Below are 15,109 nucleotides of genomic sequence, written 5' to 3'. Positions count from 1 at the left end.
TCTTTTGAACTAGTATACCAAATATTCTATTTATTTCCCACAGTTACTGGTCGCTGTAAAGAAACCTTAAAGCGGGAATTAAGTCTTTCTGCCAATTTACCCAGAGATGATTTCCTTGAAACTCAGCATATTCATAATCGAGAGCTAAATTGTTCAAAAGTTTACTAAGCTTTCTGTTTGGAGTTAAAAAATCTTTAGTTATTCCTTCAGGATTAATAAACTGTTCTTCTTCATCACCGATTGAATGATAAATGGTCAACGTTTGCATCTGCTCTATGGACTCAACGGTCTCAATAAGGCTCTCAGGAACGTAAGGAGACTGTACGATAACTTTTCCAAACGTATTTGGATACAGAATACTCAGCTTAAATGCTATGTAACCACCTAGAGAATCTCCGATCAACCCCATACCAGCACCTAGTTGGAGCGTGTTAAATTTCTCATTAAGGTAAGAGGTGAGTTCGAAAGCCATGAATCGAATGTAATTTTCATGCTTTTCTCCTGATGGGTCATATTTTGCTTTTCGATCTTCTATCCCTTTATGATTAACACCAACAATGATACAGCTCTGTAAATTTTCTTCTTCCATCAATCGATCGGCGGTTTTAGCAAGCTTTCCTAACTGAAAGTAGTCTCTGCCATCTTGTGCAATTAAAATAGGGTATTTTACGAGTGGAGTAAACTTAGAAGGCAAATAGATGAGCAAGTCGATTTCCTCATCCAAGTAGTTGCTGTATATTTTATCATCTGTAATAGAACCTTTAAGTATGGCCATAAAAAAGTACCTCCTATGCTGACTGATCTAAAATTATAAGCGTTTTCATTCAACTCGTATTATTGTATCACATAATGATATAATGAAAGAATCAATTCGTTTTGCACAATAGAGATCGAACATTAAGAAGAGGTGAAGTCTGTTGAATAATAGAGTGCACAGTCGAGAAGTTGAAGCAGCTGCAAGAAGACTTTTGAATGAAAGAGGCGTCACAATTCCTGAAATCGCTGAGATTGTTTATGAAATGCAGATACCATTTTCACCTGGCTTAACGAAAGAAGAATGTATAGAGAGCGTCGATGCTGTTCTCATGAAGCGTGAGATTCAGCATGCTATTCTTGTCGGAGTAGAACTTGATATACTTGCTGAACAAAGGAAATTATCTGAACCTCTTCAAAGTATCGTTGAACAAGATGAAGGGTTGTTTGGAGTTGATGAAACAATCGCACTTGGTGCTGTATTCGGATATGGATCCATAGCTGTTACAACTTTTGGTCACCTCGATAAATTTAAGATGGGTATTATACAAAAATTAGATACAAAGATAGCAAATGGTAAAGTGCATACATTTTTAGATGACCTTGTTGCTAGTATTGCTGCGAACGCCTCTAGCCGACTCGCACACAGACTTCGAGATAAGCAGGAGCGTTTAGATACAGAAGAGATAAAAATGCGTGATGAAGAAGAGAAGATCGGATAACAAAATCAAAAAAGACATTTCATCCATTGAAGATGTCTTTTTTGATTTTCCTTGAGAGGTCCAAAAAAAGGGTTGTCAAATCTCTTAAAAAGCATATATAATAAATTTTGTTAGAAAAAGAGACTGATTCGATAGCTCAGCTGGGAGAGCGCTACCTTGACAGGGTAGAGGTCGGGGGTTCGAACCCCTCTCGAGTCACCATACATAATAAGTAAACCTCCTTAGCGATAAGGAGGTTTTTTGTTCACTCATTTATTATTAAATATTACAGCAGCAAAAACACTCCAGAAATAAAGACCCCTGTAATGATCATCATAACAAGACCGTAACCCATAATGTCTTTTGCTTTTAATCCAGCAATAGCTAAAGCGGGAAGTGCATAAAAAGGTTGGATCATGTTTGTCCATGCATCACCCCAAGCCACTGCCATTGCAGTTTTTGATAAAGAGACGCCTAAGTTCTGTGCCGCTTCTAACATAACAGGTCCTTGAACCGCCCATTGTCCACCGCCTGAAGGAACAAAAAAGTTAACGAGACCTGCACTCCATAAAGTAAATAAATGAAAAGTATGTTCGTTTGAAAAGGATATAAGCAAATTGGATAGAACAGCCACTAGTCCTGATGAAGTTACGATACCCATAAGTCCTGCATAAAAAGGGAACTGAATAATAATGCCGCTCGCATTTTTTACAGCGTCCGTAACCGCTCTCAAAAATAAAAGTGGTGTTTTATGTAAGATGATACCGATAAATAGGAATAAAAAGTTTACGATATCCAGATTTAAGGAAAACCCATTTTTCGTGAAATAATAAAATAGATATGAGATTCCTAATAGCCCTATGAGGATGGATAATAACTGACTATTTTCAAGTCGATCAGCAGGTGTTTGAAGGTTTTCTTCTTTACTTGCTGCTTCAAGAGAATCTTTTCCTTCTAACAAAGCGGGATCGATTACAAATGCTTTTTCACTCGGAGGGACCATTAATCTGTTGATGATCGGTACCAATACAAATAAGCCTGCTAGAATAATAAAGTTGAAAGATGAAAAGATTGTTTCACTCGTTGGAACAACGCCCATAATATTTTCGGTAAAATGTCCCGGTGTAGCGATTGTTAAAACTACAGAACCTGATAGACCTCCACTCCATATGATAAAACCACTATAAGCACTTGCGATTAATAATCGATAGTCCACTCCTTTTACTTTTATCGCGATCTCCTTCGCGAATAAAGCACCTATTATTAAACCGAATCCCCAATTGATCCAGCATGCAACGAGTGCGACTAACGTTACGAGTATGATAGCTTGTCCTGGTGTTTTTGGTAATTTTGCTAAAGAGCTCAATAGTTTCTTAAAAAGAGGTGAGCTTGCCATCACGTGACCGGTTACTAAAATTAACACCATTTGCATGGAAAACGTTAGTAAACTCCAAAAACCTGTACCCCAATAATTGACGATTTGCACCGGGGTGCTATCTGTAGCAAATAGAGCTAGACCACAAACGAAGAACGTCAGTAAGATAACCAACAAAAAGGGATCGGGCATGTACCTTTGCATAAATCTGTTTGAAAACGAAATTAGTAGTTTCAACTTTCTTCTTCCTCTCCTCATTAATGTTATTTAGATATTATGTATTTCAAGTACAGTTCGATTTAAAATCTACAAAATCCTTTTAATACTTATTGATAAATGGACGAACTTTTTAAGTCGTCCTACATAAAATATAGAGAAATAGGATTTAAGGTTTTTGAAAGGAGAACATTTTTTTGGCTTTATTTAAACGCCCTGGCATTTTTGCCAAAAAGGGAATGGTTCCTAACATGGGTCAGATGGGACCTACAATGGGAGCAATGGGTCAGATGGGACCTACGATGGGAGCTATGGGACAGATGGGACCTACGATGGGAGCTATGCAACAAATGCCTCAGATGGGTGGAAGTGGATACCCAGCTGTTTCACCGTCTCAATATTATCCTCCACAAGTTTTGCCTGCACAGTTTAGTCCTACGAATCAACAAGTTCAATATAATCAACAAGATGTATATGTTCCGATGATTCATCCAACTCAAACGACTCAAGTCAATCAGATGAACTACAAATATGTACATTACTTCCCACAGAACACGAACGTATTAAACCAAGCAACGCAGCAAAACCTTTATGGAACGGTCCAACCAATCATGGCACCTTGTCCCCCACCATGCCCGCCTCCATGTGGCCCATGCGGTCCTTGGAGAAAGAAGTAATAGTGAAGCTGTCGACATTGTCGGCAGTTTTTCTTTTCTTTTTTTCAAGGAATTTGTGTGAAAATAAAACCGTATAGGGAATGAATAGAATAGTACATATTATATTTTGGAGGTTACGTAAAATGAGCAGTGTTACAAAAGTGGTAATCATTACAGGAGCAGCGACGGGGATAGGAAAGCAAATTGCAATCGATTTTGCCAGAGCGGGTTATATCCCTTCATTAATAGATTTCGATAAGAATGAACTTGAATCAACCTTGTATGAAGTTACAACGATTCAAGAGAAAGCAATCGCTATAACATGTGACGTTAAGAATCCGAATGAGATCATACACGCAGTTGCTGAAACACATGATAAATTGGGTGATATTCATTGTTTGATCAATAATGCGGGTCTTTCAAAATGGAAATCGCCATATGATTTATCAGTTGATGAATGGGATGACATATTAAACACTAACCTAAGAAGCGTATTTCTTTTTTCAAGAGAAGTAGCAAAGTACATGTCTACATCTGGTGGAGGTTCTATCATTAATATGGCGTCCACAAGAGCTTTTATGTCCGAACCACACTCTGAAGCTTACGCAGCGACTAAAGGCGGAATTGTTGCTTTAACTCACGCCTTAGCTGCATCGTTCTCTGAAGATTTTATTACCGTAAATTCTATTAGCCCCGGCTGGATTCATACAGGAGATTATAAGGAGCTGCGTGAAATTGATCATGAGCAGCATCTCTCGAAAAGAGTGGGCATGCCATCCGATATTTCACGAGCATGCTTATTTTTAGCGCAGTCTGACAATAATTTTATAACAGGAGAAAATATTACAATTGATGGCGGGATGACAAGAAAAATGGTCTATGAACATTAATGTTTCCTTTAGGGAAAAAGATTGCTCTAGACCCACCCAGAAACCATTCTTTATGATGTAAAAGGTATTATTTAATTGAAGGAGAATAGAGAATGCAATCTGATCAGCAAAAAAGAGTGGAACGCGGTGTTTATCTTAGTTTAGGAGCATATATTTTTCTATCCATTGTTAAACTTGTGTCAGGTATTTTTTATAGTTCTGATGCATTAGTTGCGGACGGATTAAACAATGCTACAGATATAATCGCTTCTATAGCAGTATTAATCGGTCTGAAAATTTCTAGAAAACCAGCAGATGAAGACCATCCTTATGGGCACTTGCGTGCAGAAACGATCGCATCAATGGTTGCTTCCTTTATTATGGTAGTTATTGGTATTGAAGTGTTGATTTCGTCCATCAAGAAGATGTTTAGAGGAGTGGAAACCGAGCCTTCTCTTACGGCTGCTTTGATCGCTCTGTTCGGTGCAGCCGTGATGATAATTGTTTATTTATATAATATAAAAATAGCAAAAGAAACAGACAGTCAAGGGCTAAAAGCAGCCGCTCTTGATAACCGTTCAGACGCATTTGTCAGTATTGGAGCAGCAGTTGGAATTCTTGGTGCTCAGATCGGTTTGCCGTGGTTAGATCCTGCAGCAGCAGTTCTTGTTGGCCTAATCATCATTAAAACAGGGTGGGAGATTTTTACTGAAACCTCCCATAACCTCTCAGATGGCTTTGATTATGAAGAAGGCAAAGAAATGGAGCACAAGATTCTAGATGTTGAAGGTGTAGAAAATGTGGGAGACCTGAAAGCTCGAAAACACGGTAATCGAGCTATTATTGATGTTACGATTAAAGTTGATCCTTCCCTAAATGTAGTGGAGAGTCATGAGATCACAGAAAAGATAGAAGACACCATTAAAGAAGCTTACAATGTTGAAAGTATACAAGTGCACGTTGAACCAGAGGACGGGAAACACAAAGGTAACCCATTAAAGTGAAGAAGGCTGAATGAATTCTATCCGATTTTCGAAGGGATCTCGTATCGTAAAACGTTTAAACCCCGGAATCGGCAGTTCTTCTTGTATCTGTATTTGGTGAATAGCCAAGTGATCATGGAAGGTTGAGAGATCATCAACTAAAAATGCTGGATGATGTTTACCTTTGTAGACCTGATCTTCCACTCCGATGTGAAGTTGCTGATGACCGAATTGGAACCACATACCACCATTTTTTCGAAGAGCTTCTGGTTTTGAAATTTCTTGAAGTTGAAGCAGACCACTATAAAAAGCTCTAGCTTCATCTTCCTTGCCTCTCGGTATACATATTTGGACATGATGAATGCCTGTTATTTTCATGTTTGTTACCTCCATTGAATGATTAATTGAAGAATAAGCAGAACAGTTACAGTCCGCATGAGGATTGTAACTTGTTTTGTTCTTAATCGAGGTGCAAGCTTAACAGCAGCTTGTGCTCCGCAAATACTTCCAATCGTAAGCGGTATGGCCACACTCCACATATAATGACCAGCCCATAAATAAGTGAATACAGCCCCTGTACAGCTTAAGAACGTATTAAATCGTGTAAACGAAACGGTTCTTATATAGGTAAATCCGTTTCGTAAAAATAGCTGCATCTGTAAGGTCCCTTGACCTGGTCCGAATAAACCGTCATAAGCTCCGATACCAAATAGGTAAGGATATTTACTTGGTGGGAGCTGTTTGATCTCATGGTTAGGATCTGCTTCTTTTTTTGTTTTTAAAAAGGTTAAGAAGAGTGCACCTGTGAGTAAGAAAAGAGCAATAATTGTTAAGTTTTCTCTAGAGATTGAGGAAGCTGTCAAACCGCCCGCTATTCCTCCTAGTAAACTGATAACGCCTGAGATTAAATAAGGGGTAAGTTTCGTATCATTTTTTCTGATTAGGATAAAAAAGCTAGAAAACGAACTAAACATATTGGCAAATTTATTCGCTGCGATTGCTGAGTGGACGGGAACTCCTAACAATAACATGATCGGAAAATTAATCATGCCGCCACTTCCAGAAAGGGTGCCGATAAAAGTTGCAATAAACCCGACGAATATGAGGATATACAGTGTTTTCACATCCTTTCATTTTCACTTTACATATCTATCCTATGTTAAGGTATACTTAAAATAAATTACATAAATTAGATATTTTTCAATAAGTAAAACTTATCATAGAAAAAGAAGGAGAAATGATGCAGTTATCTGAGTTTCGTATTTTAAAAGTTCTTGCTGAAGAATTAAACATGAGGAAAGCATCTGAGCGGCTTTATGTATCTCAACCAGCTCTTAGTCAGCGACTTCAAACGATAGAAAATAATTGGGGTACCATCATTTTTATTCGTTCTCAAAAGGGATTGAATTTAACTCCTTCTGGAGAAAAGATTCTAGCTTTTGTGACGGAAGTTCTTCAGAAAGAGGAGCTTGTAAAAGAAGAACTACAATCCCTCTCAGAACACGTTCACGGAACGTTGAAGCTTGCGGTAGCTTCTATCATCGGCCAGTACTGGCTGCCCCATGTTTTAAAAGAATATGTAAATCTATACCCCCATGTAAACATTTCACTTATAACGGGATGGAGCTCTGAGATCATAAAGCATTTGTACGAAGACAAAATACATCTTGGCATTGTTAGAGGCAACCCCGAGTGGCGTGGAAGTAAAGAACATATATTATCTGATCATTTATATTTGGTCGACACGACAATCTCAACCATTGATGAACTATCTGATACTAGTAAGCCGTTTATACAATTTAAAAGTCACTCAACGTATTACCAAGAAATCCAAGACTGGTGGCATACTCATTTTAAGACGACACCACAAAAAACGATCGTTGTTGATCAGATCGAAACGTGTAAGCAGATGGCTCTAAATGGAATTGGTTATGCGATTCTCCCATCGATCAGTCTTCGGCCAGAGGACGATATTTATAAGATTCCATTAACAGATAAAAAGGGTAATGCCATTAAACGGGACACTTGGCTCATTCATCACGGTACAGGATCGGAACTAAAACAAGTGAATGTGTTTATGGATTTGATTCAAAAACTAACGAATGAATAAGGTTTGAATCTTTCTATATTTAGTGGTTTAATACAATACAGAATGACTTTTAAGGAGGAACTACCAAACATGAAAATGATGGATGCAAACGAAATTATCTCATTTATCCAAAACGCTACAAAATCTACACCTGTAAAAGTTTACGTAAAAGGAAATCTTGAAAATATCGATTTTGGCCAAGAAACGAAAGTGTTCCCTTCAGGCAACACGGCTGTTTTATTCGGCGAGTGGAAAGATATTGAAGCTGCTCTAAAAGCAAACGAAAGCAACATTGATGACTACGTGATTGAAAATGATCGTCGCAACTCGGCGATTCCATTGTTAGATATGAAAAACATTAAAGCTCGTATTGAACCAGGTGCGATCATTCGTGACCAAGTTGAGATCGGTGACAATGCCGTAATCATGATGGGTGCTTCTATTAACATTGGAGCAGTAATCGGTGAAGGAACGATGATTGATATGAACGTAGTACTTGGAGGACGAGCTACTGTAGGAAAGAACTGCCACATCGGTGCAGGAACTGTGCTTGCAGGTGTAATCGAACCACCTTCAGCAAAGCCAGTTGTTGTAGAAGATGATGTAGTCATTGGAGCTAACGTAGTGGTTCTTGAAGGTGTTACAGTAGGTAAGGGCGCAGTCGTTGCAGCAGGTGCCATTGTGATCGAAGATGTAGAACCATACACTGTTGTCGGCGGAACTCCAGCTCGTGTATTAAAGAAAATCGACGAAAAAACAAAATCAAAAACAGAAATCAGACAAGAGCTTCGTCAGTTAAACGACTAATTTTAGTGTAGGGGATGAGAGAAGATGAAATCGTTGCTTGAGATAAGAAAAGACTTGCACCGCATACCGGAGCCAGGATTTTTAGAGTTTAAAACTCAGAGATATATCCTTGATCTCATCTCCACCTTTCCTCAGAATCATCTAGAAATTCATACGTGGAAAACGGGCATATATGTCAAAGTAATCGGAAGAGATCCATCTAAAACGATAGCTTATCGAACAGATATGGATGGTCTACCTATCAGTGAAGAAACCGGCTATGAGTTTTCATCTCTTCATGAAGGAATGATGCATGCCTGCGGACACGATCTTCATATGACGATTGCCATCGGTTTATTGTCTCATTTTGCAGAGAACCCAATAGATGACCATCTGTTATTTATCTTTCAGCCTGCTGAAGAAGGACCAGGGGGAGCTCTTCCGATGCGAGAGAGCGAGCTGTTTCAGCAGTTGAAACCTGACATGATCACCGCGCTTCACATTGCTCCGGAATATCCGGTCGGCACGATAGCTGTAAAAGAAGGTTTGTTATTTGCAAATACATCCGAACTTTTTATTGATCTGATCGGAAAAGGCGGCCATGCTGCTTATCCGCATTTAAGTAATGACATGGTAGTCGCAGCAAGCCATCTTGTAACACAGATGCAGTCGATCGTATCACGAAATATTGATCCACTGGATTCAAGCGTTGTTACTATCGGCAAGATCACTGGTGGAACGAAACAAAATATTATTGCCGAAAAAGCAAGACTCGAAGGCACTATTCGAACTTTATCTCCAGAAGCAATGGATAAGGTTAAAAAGAGAATCGAAGCGTTGGTTGAAGGTATTTCTCATGGATTTGAATGTGAGACGGTGATTGATTACGGTTCTAATTATCGCCAAGTAGATAACGAGCCAATCTTAACTAAAGAATTCATGGACTTCGCTAAACAGCAAGGAACTGTGAATCTAATTGAATGCAAAGAAGCTATGACAGGGGAAGACTATGGATATTTCTTAGAGAAAATTCCTGGTTTCATGTTCTGGCTAGGAGTTGATACCCCATACGGTCTTCATCATTCAAAATTAAAGCCGCAAGAAGAAGCGATTGAGCATGCGGTAGATCTTTTAGTTCAATATTTCATCTTTAAAGGGAATAGAATTTAGGAAAACGGTCACTGTGGCCGTTTTTTTTTTGTTTTTTTAAATGTGTGAAAGGTTATGTGGGGAAAAGTCCACAGAAAGTTAACATCAATCCACAAGTTTCGGTGCTCAATCCACAAGTTTCGGTGCTCAATCCACAAGTTTTTATGATTTATCCACGAATCGACACGTTTCATCATATATCGACATATGTGCTTAGAGAAACACTTCAATTGCGATTTACATATTCCCATTATGAGTTGGAAATATTAAGAATGGTAAGGAGGTGGGAATATGGCTAGAATTGGTGTAGAACAATCTTTATCAAACGTTTCAGATGCTTTACGTTCAATGGGACATGATGTAGTAGAGCTTCGACAAGAACAAGACGCTAACGGCTGTGATTGCTGTGTAATTTCCGGACAGGATCAGAACGTTATGGGCATTCAAAATGCAGCAACACAAGGATCTGTATTAAACGCTCATGGTATGTCAGCAGATGAAATATGTCAGGCTGTTGAAAGCAGATTACAAGCATAACACTCCTGGGGACAGCCATGCTGCCCCTTTATTTCTGTTTAACGCACGTTTTAACAGGGAATTAATTGACCAATCATAAAAAATGTTGTTTAGCAGCAGATGGGGAGGTCTATATGCCAATCTTTAATGTAATCATGATTATTTTACTTATCGTATTAACCGCATTTTTTGTAGTCACTGAATTTGCCATTGTTAAAGTACGTAGGACGCGAATAGACCATTTAGCTTCCGAAGGTAATAGTAAAGCGATTGCGGCACAAAAAGTAATCGGCAATCTTGACGGCTATTTGTCAGCATGTCAGTTAGGGATTACCATTACAGCACTAGGTCTCGGTTGGTTGGGTGAACCGACTGTTGAGATCTTTTTAAGGCCATTATTTGAAAATGCTGGTTTGAATGAAGGACTAACCCATACTCTCTCGTTTTCAATCGCCTTTTTCCTAATTACGTTCTTACACGTGGTACTAGGCGAATTGGCACCTAAAACAGTTGCGATTCAAAAAGCTGAAATGGTTTCATTGGCTACTGCAAAACCAATTATCCTGTTTTATAAGGTGATGTATCCCTTTATATTCTTACTAAATGGTTCAGCTAATCTTCTGACACGAGTCTTTGGTATTAGCCCAGCTAGCGAACATGAGGTCGTACATACGGAAGAAGAGTTACGTCTTATCCTTTCAGAAAGTTTACAGGGTGGAGAGATCAATCAATCAGAATACCGTTATGTGAACAGAATTTTTGAATTTGACGACCGTGTAGCAAAAGAGATTATGATTCCTCGAACTGAAATGGTATGTTTATTCTTAGAGAATACGTGTGAACAAAATATGGCGATCATGCGCGAAGAAAAATTCACAAGATATCCAGTTGGCCATGATGATAAGGATCATATTGTAGGTATTGTAAACATAAAGGAGTTCTTTAACGAAAACTTTAGCAAAGAAAATTTTGATCTAAATAATTATATTCGTCCCATTATTACCGTCCATGAATCTATTCCAATTCAAAAACTTCTAGTCAAAATGCAAAAAGATCAGACGCATATGGCGGTGCTCGTAGACGAGTACGGAGGAACTGCCGGAATTGTAACAGTTGAAGATATTTTGGAAGAGATCGTTGGGGAAATACGAGATGAATTTGATGTCGACGAAGAACCAGAGATTCAACGGGTTGATCAAAATCAAACAATTGTGGATGGAAAAGTGCTTATCTCTCAAATAAATGAATTATTCGCATTAGATATTGATAACAGTGAAATCGATACAATTGGAGGGTGGGTTCTAACAAGATCAGTTGATTTAGAAACCCATCACTCGTTTAATTACGAGAGTTATCGTTTTACGATTTTAGAACTGGATGGGAAACAAATAAAAAAAATCGGGATTGAAAAAATATCAGAAGAAGAAGGTTCTGTTACAGATAAAGACTCCTAAACGATGTTTTAGGAGTCTTTGCTTTTCCATTTTCCGTTTGCTGTTTTTACGTATTTGTGTTTGACGGCGCTCCATGCTACCTTATGGGCTGTTTCTTCTTCCTTGTACTCTTGGAGTGCAGAATTAAATGCCTCTTTATAGATTTCTTGACCGTGGTGGGGGAGATGCTCTCTTACTCCTTCAGGAAGATCTTTAAGTGAATCATACGGCATATTTACACCTCCTTTACGATAAATAGTTCCCGCGATTCCTCAATATAAACTCTTTATTGAGAATGAAAACTACCTTAAATGAGCGGATAATTTCACATTTTTAGTTTAAGTTGCTATGATTAAGGAGAAATTAAGAAGTGGGAACAACTTTCCTTATTTAAATTAATTATTATTTAACATTGACTAAAAATAAGGACTGTACTATAATTACCCATGTAAATAAAACAGTTTTTTTGGAGGGATTTACACCTATGGCAGAACGTATGGTAGCAAAACAAGCACCTAGATTTGAAATGGATGCAGTATTACCAAACAAAGAATTTGGAAAAGTTAGCTTAGAAGAAAACATGAAGAACGACAAGTGGACTGTTCTTTTCTTCTATCCGATGGACTTCACTTTCGTTTGTCCTACAGAAATTACATCACTTAGCGATCGTTTTGACGAGTTCGAAGATTTAGATGCTGATGTAATTGGTGTTTCTACAGATACAATCCACACTCACAAAGCTTGGATTAACACACCACGTGATATGAATGGTCTTGGTGAGTTAAAATATTCTCTAGCAGCTGATACTAACCACACTGTAGCTCGTGATTATGGTGTATTAATCGAAGAAGAAGGTATTGCTCTTCGTGGTTTATTCATCATCTCTCCAGAGGGTGAGTTAATGTACTCTGTTGTTAACCATAACAACATTGGCCGTGATGTTGATGAAACATTGCGTGTACTACAAGCACTTCAAACTGGTGGACTTTGCCCGGCAAACTGGAAGCCTGGTCAAAAGACTCTTTAATCGTTAAATAGTTTACATTCCATAACCCAAGACGTTGTTCTTGGGTTATTTTTGTAATAAATAATGAAAACGCGAACATATTCTGTATTTTTACATAAGAGGTATTAGTTAGATATTGATCAACAAATAATGTGGTAAAATAAGGCTATACCGCGAGAGATTGGAGTGAGTGACTTTGAAAAAGCAATATGCTGTAATCGGACTAGGTCGTTTTGGCGGTAGTATGTGTAAAGCATTGGCCGATCAAGGAATGGAAGTTCTAGCGATTGATATTGATGAAGATCGCGTGAATGAGTTTTCAAACGTTGTTACACACGCTGTAATTGCAGATTCTACAGATGAAGGTGTATTGAAAAGTCTTGGAATAAGAAATTTTCAGCATGTAGTGGTAGCAATTGGTGACAATCTTCAGTCGTCCATTCTTACAACACTGATTTTAAAAGAGATGGGTGTAGAAAAGATTACGGTTAAAGCTCAAAATGATTACCATGAAAAGGTGTTAAGAAAGATTGGAGCAGATAAAATTATTCACCCTGAGCGAGACATGGGTGTTAGAATTGCTCATCAAATCGTCTCTAATAATGTTCTTGATTATTTAGAACTATCCGATGAACATAGCATCGTTGAATTGGTAGCAAGTAAGAAGATGAACAATAAAACTTTGATTGAGTTAGACATTCGGGCAAAGTATGGCTGTAACGTTGTAGCTGTTAAAAGAGGAAAAGACATCTTCGTTTCTCCACAAGCTGATCAAAATATTCACCAAGGAGATGTATTGATTGTAATCGGTGGAGATAAGGACATCAATCGATTAGAAAAACAAATGGCTAATGAAGAATAAAAAAACCGTTACCCTTGAAAAGGGAACGGTTTTTACTTTGAAAACTAAATTTCCATGATGATAGGAAGGATCATTGGACGTCTCTTTGTTTTTTCATATAAGAAAGGAGCCAACGTATCTGTGATTTCATTCTTGATCTCAGACCACTGTGTGGTTCTTTTCTCGTTCATGATCGTTTCTAAATGTTTGCTAAGAAGACTTTGAGCATCGTGAATCAAGTCTCCAGACTCACGCATATAAACAAAACCTCGTGAAATGATATCAGGTCCTGCTTCTATTTTAAACTCTTTCATGTCCATGCTTACGACAACGACTACAAGACCTTCTTCTGAGAGAATTTTTCGATCTCGAAGTACGATGTTCCCGATATCACCAATTCCACTACCATCTACATAGACCGAACCTGAAGGAATCTTTCCTGCGACCATAGCTTCATTTTGTGAAAGAGCTAAGACTTCGCCATTATCCATTACAAATGAATTCTGAGAAGGAACATCACAATCAGAAGCAAGCTTCGTATGCATCTTAAGCATTCTATATTCACCATGAATCGGCATAAAGAATTTAGGCTTCATAAGACGTAACATCAGCTTTTGTTCTTGTTGTCCACCATGACCGGAAGTATGGATATCGTTTAAAGATCCATGAATCACTTCTGCACCTGCACGGTACAACTGGTTGATCGTCTTACTAACGCTTAATGCATTACCTGGAATCGGTGAGGATGAGAAGACAACCGTGTCTCCAGGGATGATTTGAATCTGTCTATGTGTCCCATTGGCGATTCTTGAGAGAGCGGCCATTGGTTCACCTTGGCTACCTGTACATAAAATCGTAACTTGGTTATCGGGCAGACGGTTGATCTGATTAGCATCAACAAACGTATTTTTAGGTGCTTTAATGAATCCGAGCTCTTGTCCAACGGTAATGGCGGAATCCATACTGCGACCAAACACAGCAATCTTTCTATTGTTTGCAACAGAAGCTTCAACTACTTGCTGCAATCTATGAATGTTCGAAGCAAAAGTAGCAAAGATTACACGGCCTTCCATTTTTCTGAAGATGTCTTGAATGCTTTCGCCGACTCGTCTCTCAGAAAGTGTAAATCCAGGAACTTCACTGTTTGTTGAATCAGAAAGTAAGCAGAGTACACCTTCTTTTCCGATTTCAGCCATTTTTGTTAAGTTAGCAGGTTCACCAACAGGAGTGAAATCAAACTTAAAGTCACCTGTATGAACGATGTTACCTGGTGGTGTTTTTACTACTAATCCATATGAATCTGGAATACTGTGAGTTGTTCTAAAGAAACTTACTGATGTTTTGCGGAATTTAATCACATCGTCCTCAGTGATTTCATGTAATTGTGCACGACGAAGCAAACCGTGTTCTTCTAGCTTGTTCTTAATCAGAGCAAGCGCGAGTTTACCACCATAGATAGGGATGTTCACTTGTCTTAAAAGATAAGGAATACCGCCAATATGATCTTCGTGTCCATGTGTGATAAATAAGCCTTTGATCTTTTCTTCGTTCTTAACAAGATACGTGTAATCTGGTATTACGTAATCAATTCCCAGGAGTTCATCTTCTGGAAATTTAATTCCTGCATCGATAAGGATAATCTCATCTTGAAATTGAACGGCATACGTATTTTTACCGATTTCTCCTAGGCCACCAAGAGCAAAAACGGCGGCTTGATGATTTTTTACAAATTTCAT

Annotated in this window: 17 protein-coding genes and 1 tRNA gene; 12 read left to right on the top strand and 6 right to left on the bottom strand. The window is 38.4% G+C overall.

Annotation, left to right across the window (positions count from 1 at the left end; genetic code table 11):
* Positions 1-43: 43 nt before the first annotated feature.
* Positions 44-775 carry an alpha/beta hydrolase gene (locus P4V41_RS04935; RefSeq protein WP_328083675.1) on the bottom strand — a complete coding sequence of 244 codons (732 nt, stop codon included), beginning with the start codon at positions 773-775 and terminating at the stop codon, positions 44-46.
* A gap of 142 nt (positions 776-917) precedes the next feature.
* Here P4V41_RS04935 and P4V41_RS04930 point away from each other — a divergent pair, with 142 nt between their 5' ends.
* Both P4V41_RS04930 and P4V41_RS04925 read left to right on the top strand, forming a co-directional pair.
* Complete coding sequence (locus P4V41_RS04930; RefSeq protein WP_153238641.1) at positions 918-1,475, top strand: phosphatidylglycerophosphatase A family protein; 558 nt, start codon at positions 918-920, stop codon at positions 1,473-1,475.
* A gap of 125 nt (positions 1,476-1,600) precedes the next feature.
* A tRNA-Val gene (locus P4V41_RS04925) sits at positions 1,601-1,676 on the top strand.
* A 64-nt stretch (positions 1,677-1,740) separates the two neighbouring features.
* Here the strand turns inward: P4V41_RS04925 and P4V41_RS04920 are convergent.
* Positions 1,741-3,066 (bottom strand): short-chain fatty acid transporter, encoded by a 1,326-nt coding sequence (locus tag P4V41_RS04920; RefSeq protein ID WP_328083674.1) that lies wholly within the window; start codon positions 3,064-3,066, stop codon positions 1,741-1,743.
* A 176-nt stretch (positions 3,067-3,242) separates the two neighbouring features.
* Between P4V41_RS04920 and P4V41_RS04915 the strand changes: the two genes are divergently transcribed.
* From P4V41_RS04915 to P4V41_RS04905, 3 genes are all read left to right on the top strand, one after another.
* A complete protein-coding gene (locus P4V41_RS04915) occupies positions 3,243-3,722 on the top strand; it encodes a CotD family spore coat protein (protein WP_328083672.1) in 480 nt (159 codons plus the stop codon).
* Between the two features lie 122 nt (positions 3,723-3,844).
* Entirely contained in the window at positions 3,845-4,591 is a 747-nt protein-coding gene (locus tag P4V41_RS04910; protein ID WP_328083671.1) for an SDR family NAD(P)-dependent oxidoreductase, read from the top strand.
* A gap of 92 nt (positions 4,592-4,683) precedes the next feature.
* Positions 4,684-5,574 carry a cation diffusion facilitator family transporter gene (locus P4V41_RS04905; protein WP_328083670.1) on the top strand — a complete coding sequence of 297 codons (891 nt, stop codon included), beginning with the start codon at positions 4,684-4,686 and terminating at the stop codon, positions 5,572-5,574.
* Here the strand turns inward: P4V41_RS04905 and P4V41_RS04900 are convergent.
* Both P4V41_RS04900 and P4V41_RS04895 read right to left on the bottom strand, forming a co-directional pair.
* Positions 5,566-5,931 carry a VOC family protein gene (locus P4V41_RS04900; protein ID WP_328083669.1) on the bottom strand — a complete coding sequence of 122 codons (366 nt, stop codon included), beginning with the start codon at positions 5,929-5,931 and terminating at the stop codon, positions 5,566-5,568. The genes P4V41_RS04905 and P4V41_RS04900 overlap by 9 nt on opposite strands.
* Before the next feature lie 5 nt (positions 5,932-5,936).
* Positions 5,937-6,677, bottom strand: a complete 741-nt coding sequence (locus tag P4V41_RS04895) for a sulfite exporter TauE/SafE family protein (RefSeq protein WP_328083668.1) — start codon at positions 6,675-6,677, stop codon at positions 5,937-5,939.
* A gap of 116 nt (positions 6,678-6,793) precedes the next feature.
* Here P4V41_RS04895 and P4V41_RS04890 point away from each other — a divergent pair, with 116 nt between their 5' ends.
* The 5 genes from P4V41_RS04890 to P4V41_RS04870 all read left to right on the top strand — a co-directional run bounded on the left by P4V41_RS04890 (position 6,794) and on the right by P4V41_RS04870 (position 11,547).
* Positions 6,794-7,663, top strand: coding sequence for a LysR family transcriptional regulator (locus tag P4V41_RS04890; RefSeq protein ID WP_328084029.1), 870 nt, complete (start codon positions 6,794-6,796; stop codon positions 7,661-7,663).
* Positions 7,664-7,732: 69 nt separating this feature from the next.
* The gene (gene dapD, locus P4V41_RS04885) at positions 7,733-8,449 is read left to right on the top strand and encodes a 2,3,4,5-tetrahydropyridine-2,6-dicarboxylate N-acetyltransferase (protein ID WP_328083667.1); all 717 of its coding nucleotides are present in this window, start codon (positions 7,733-7,735) and stop codon (positions 8,447-8,449) included.
* A 24-nt stretch (positions 8,450-8,473) separates the two neighbouring features.
* A complete protein-coding gene (locus P4V41_RS04880; protein WP_328083666.1) occupies positions 8,474-9,598 on the top strand; it encodes an N-acetyldiaminopimelate deacetylase in 1,125 nt (374 codons plus the stop codon).
* Positions 9,599-9,868: 270 nt separating this feature from the next.
* Positions 9,869-10,114 carry a YkuS family protein gene (locus P4V41_RS04875; RefSeq protein ID WP_328083665.1) on the top strand — a complete coding sequence of 82 codons (246 nt, stop codon included), beginning with the start codon at positions 9,869-9,871 and terminating at the stop codon, positions 10,112-10,114.
* Between the two features lie 113 nt (positions 10,115-10,227).
* Entirely contained in the window at positions 10,228-11,547 is a 1,320-nt protein-coding gene (locus P4V41_RS04870; protein WP_328083664.1) for a hemolysin family protein, read from the top strand.
* An 8-nt stretch (positions 11,548-11,555) separates the two neighbouring features.
* Here the strand turns inward: P4V41_RS04870 and P4V41_RS04865 are convergent, their stop codons facing one another.
* Positions 11,556-11,759: a ChaB family protein gene (locus tag P4V41_RS04865; RefSeq protein ID WP_328083663.1), complete on the bottom strand. Its 204-nt coding sequence runs from the start codon at positions 11,757-11,759 to the stop codon at positions 11,556-11,558.
* 251 nt (positions 11,760-12,010) lie between these two features.
* Here P4V41_RS04865 and P4V41_RS04860 point away from each other — a divergent pair, with 251 nt between their 5' ends.
* Both P4V41_RS04860 and P4V41_RS04855 read left to right on the top strand, forming a co-directional pair.
* Complete coding sequence (locus P4V41_RS04860; protein WP_066393264.1) at positions 12,011-12,553, top strand: peroxiredoxin; 543 nt, start codon at positions 12,011-12,013, stop codon at positions 12,551-12,553.
* Between the two features lie 175 nt (positions 12,554-12,728).
* Positions 12,729-13,394, top strand: a complete 666-nt coding sequence (locus tag P4V41_RS04855) for a TrkA family potassium uptake protein (protein WP_328083662.1) — start codon at positions 12,729-12,731, stop codon at positions 13,392-13,394.
* A gap of 44 nt (positions 13,395-13,438) precedes the next feature.
* Here the strand turns inward: P4V41_RS04855 and rnjA are convergent, their stop codons facing one another.
* Complete coding sequence (rnjA, locus tag P4V41_RS04850) at positions 13,439-15,109, bottom strand: ribonuclease J1 (RefSeq protein WP_328083660.1); 1,671 nt, start codon at positions 15,107-15,109, stop codon at positions 13,439-13,441.

Source organism: Fictibacillus nanhaiensis (assembly GCF_036213205.1).
GTDB classification, from domain to species: Bacteria; Bacillota; Bacilli; order Bacillales; family Fictibacillaceae; genus Fictibacillus; species Fictibacillus nanhaiensis_E.
This window is presented reverse-complemented; position numbering and strand designations above follow the sequence as displayed.

Bases quoted from the DNA above. Each gene is read 5' to 3' on its own strand.
- P4V41_RS04935 (WP_328083675.1), bottom strand. From the start codon at position 775: ATGGCCATACTTAAAGGTTCTATTACAGATGATAAAATATACAGCAAC.
- P4V41_RS04910 (WP_328083671.1), top strand. From the start codon at position 3,845: ATGAGCAGTGTTACAAAAGTGGTAATCATTACAGGAGCAGCGACGGGG.
- P4V41_RS04905 (WP_328083670.1), top strand. From the start codon at position 4,684: ATGCAATCTGATCAGCAAAAAAGAGTGGAACGCGGTGTTTATCTTAGT.
- P4V41_RS04900 (WP_328083669.1), bottom strand. From the start codon at position 5,931: ATGAAAATAACAGGCATTCATCATGTCCAAATATGTATACCGAGAGGC.
- P4V41_RS04890 (WP_328084029.1), top strand. From the start codon at position 6,794: ATGCAGTTATCTGAGTTTCGTATTTTAAAAGTTCTTGCTGAAGAATTA.
- dapD (WP_328083667.1), top strand. From the start codon at position 7,733: ATGAAAATGATGGATGCAAACGAAATTATCTCATTTATCCAAAACGCT.
- P4V41_RS04880 (WP_328083666.1), top strand. From the start codon at position 8,474: ATGAAATCGTTGCTTGAGATAAGAAAAGACTTGCACCGCATACCGGAG.
- P4V41_RS04875 (WP_328083665.1), top strand. From the start codon at position 9,869: ATGGCTAGAATTGGTGTAGAACAATCTTTATCAAACGTTTCAGATGCT.
- P4V41_RS04870 (WP_328083664.1), top strand. From the start codon at position 10,228: ATGCCAATCTTTAATGTAATCATGATTATTTTACTTATCGTATTAACC.
- P4V41_RS04865 (WP_328083663.1), bottom strand. From the start codon at position 11,759: ATGCCGTATGATTCACTTAAAGATCTTCCTGAAGGAGTAAGAGAGCAT.
- P4V41_RS04860 (WP_066393264.1), top strand. From the start codon at position 12,011: ATGGCAGAACGTATGGTAGCAAAACAAGCACCTAGATTTGAAATGGAT.
- rnjA (WP_328083660.1), bottom strand. From the start codon at position 15,109: ATGAAATTTGTAAAAAATCATCAAGCCGCCGTTTTTGCTCTTGGTGGC.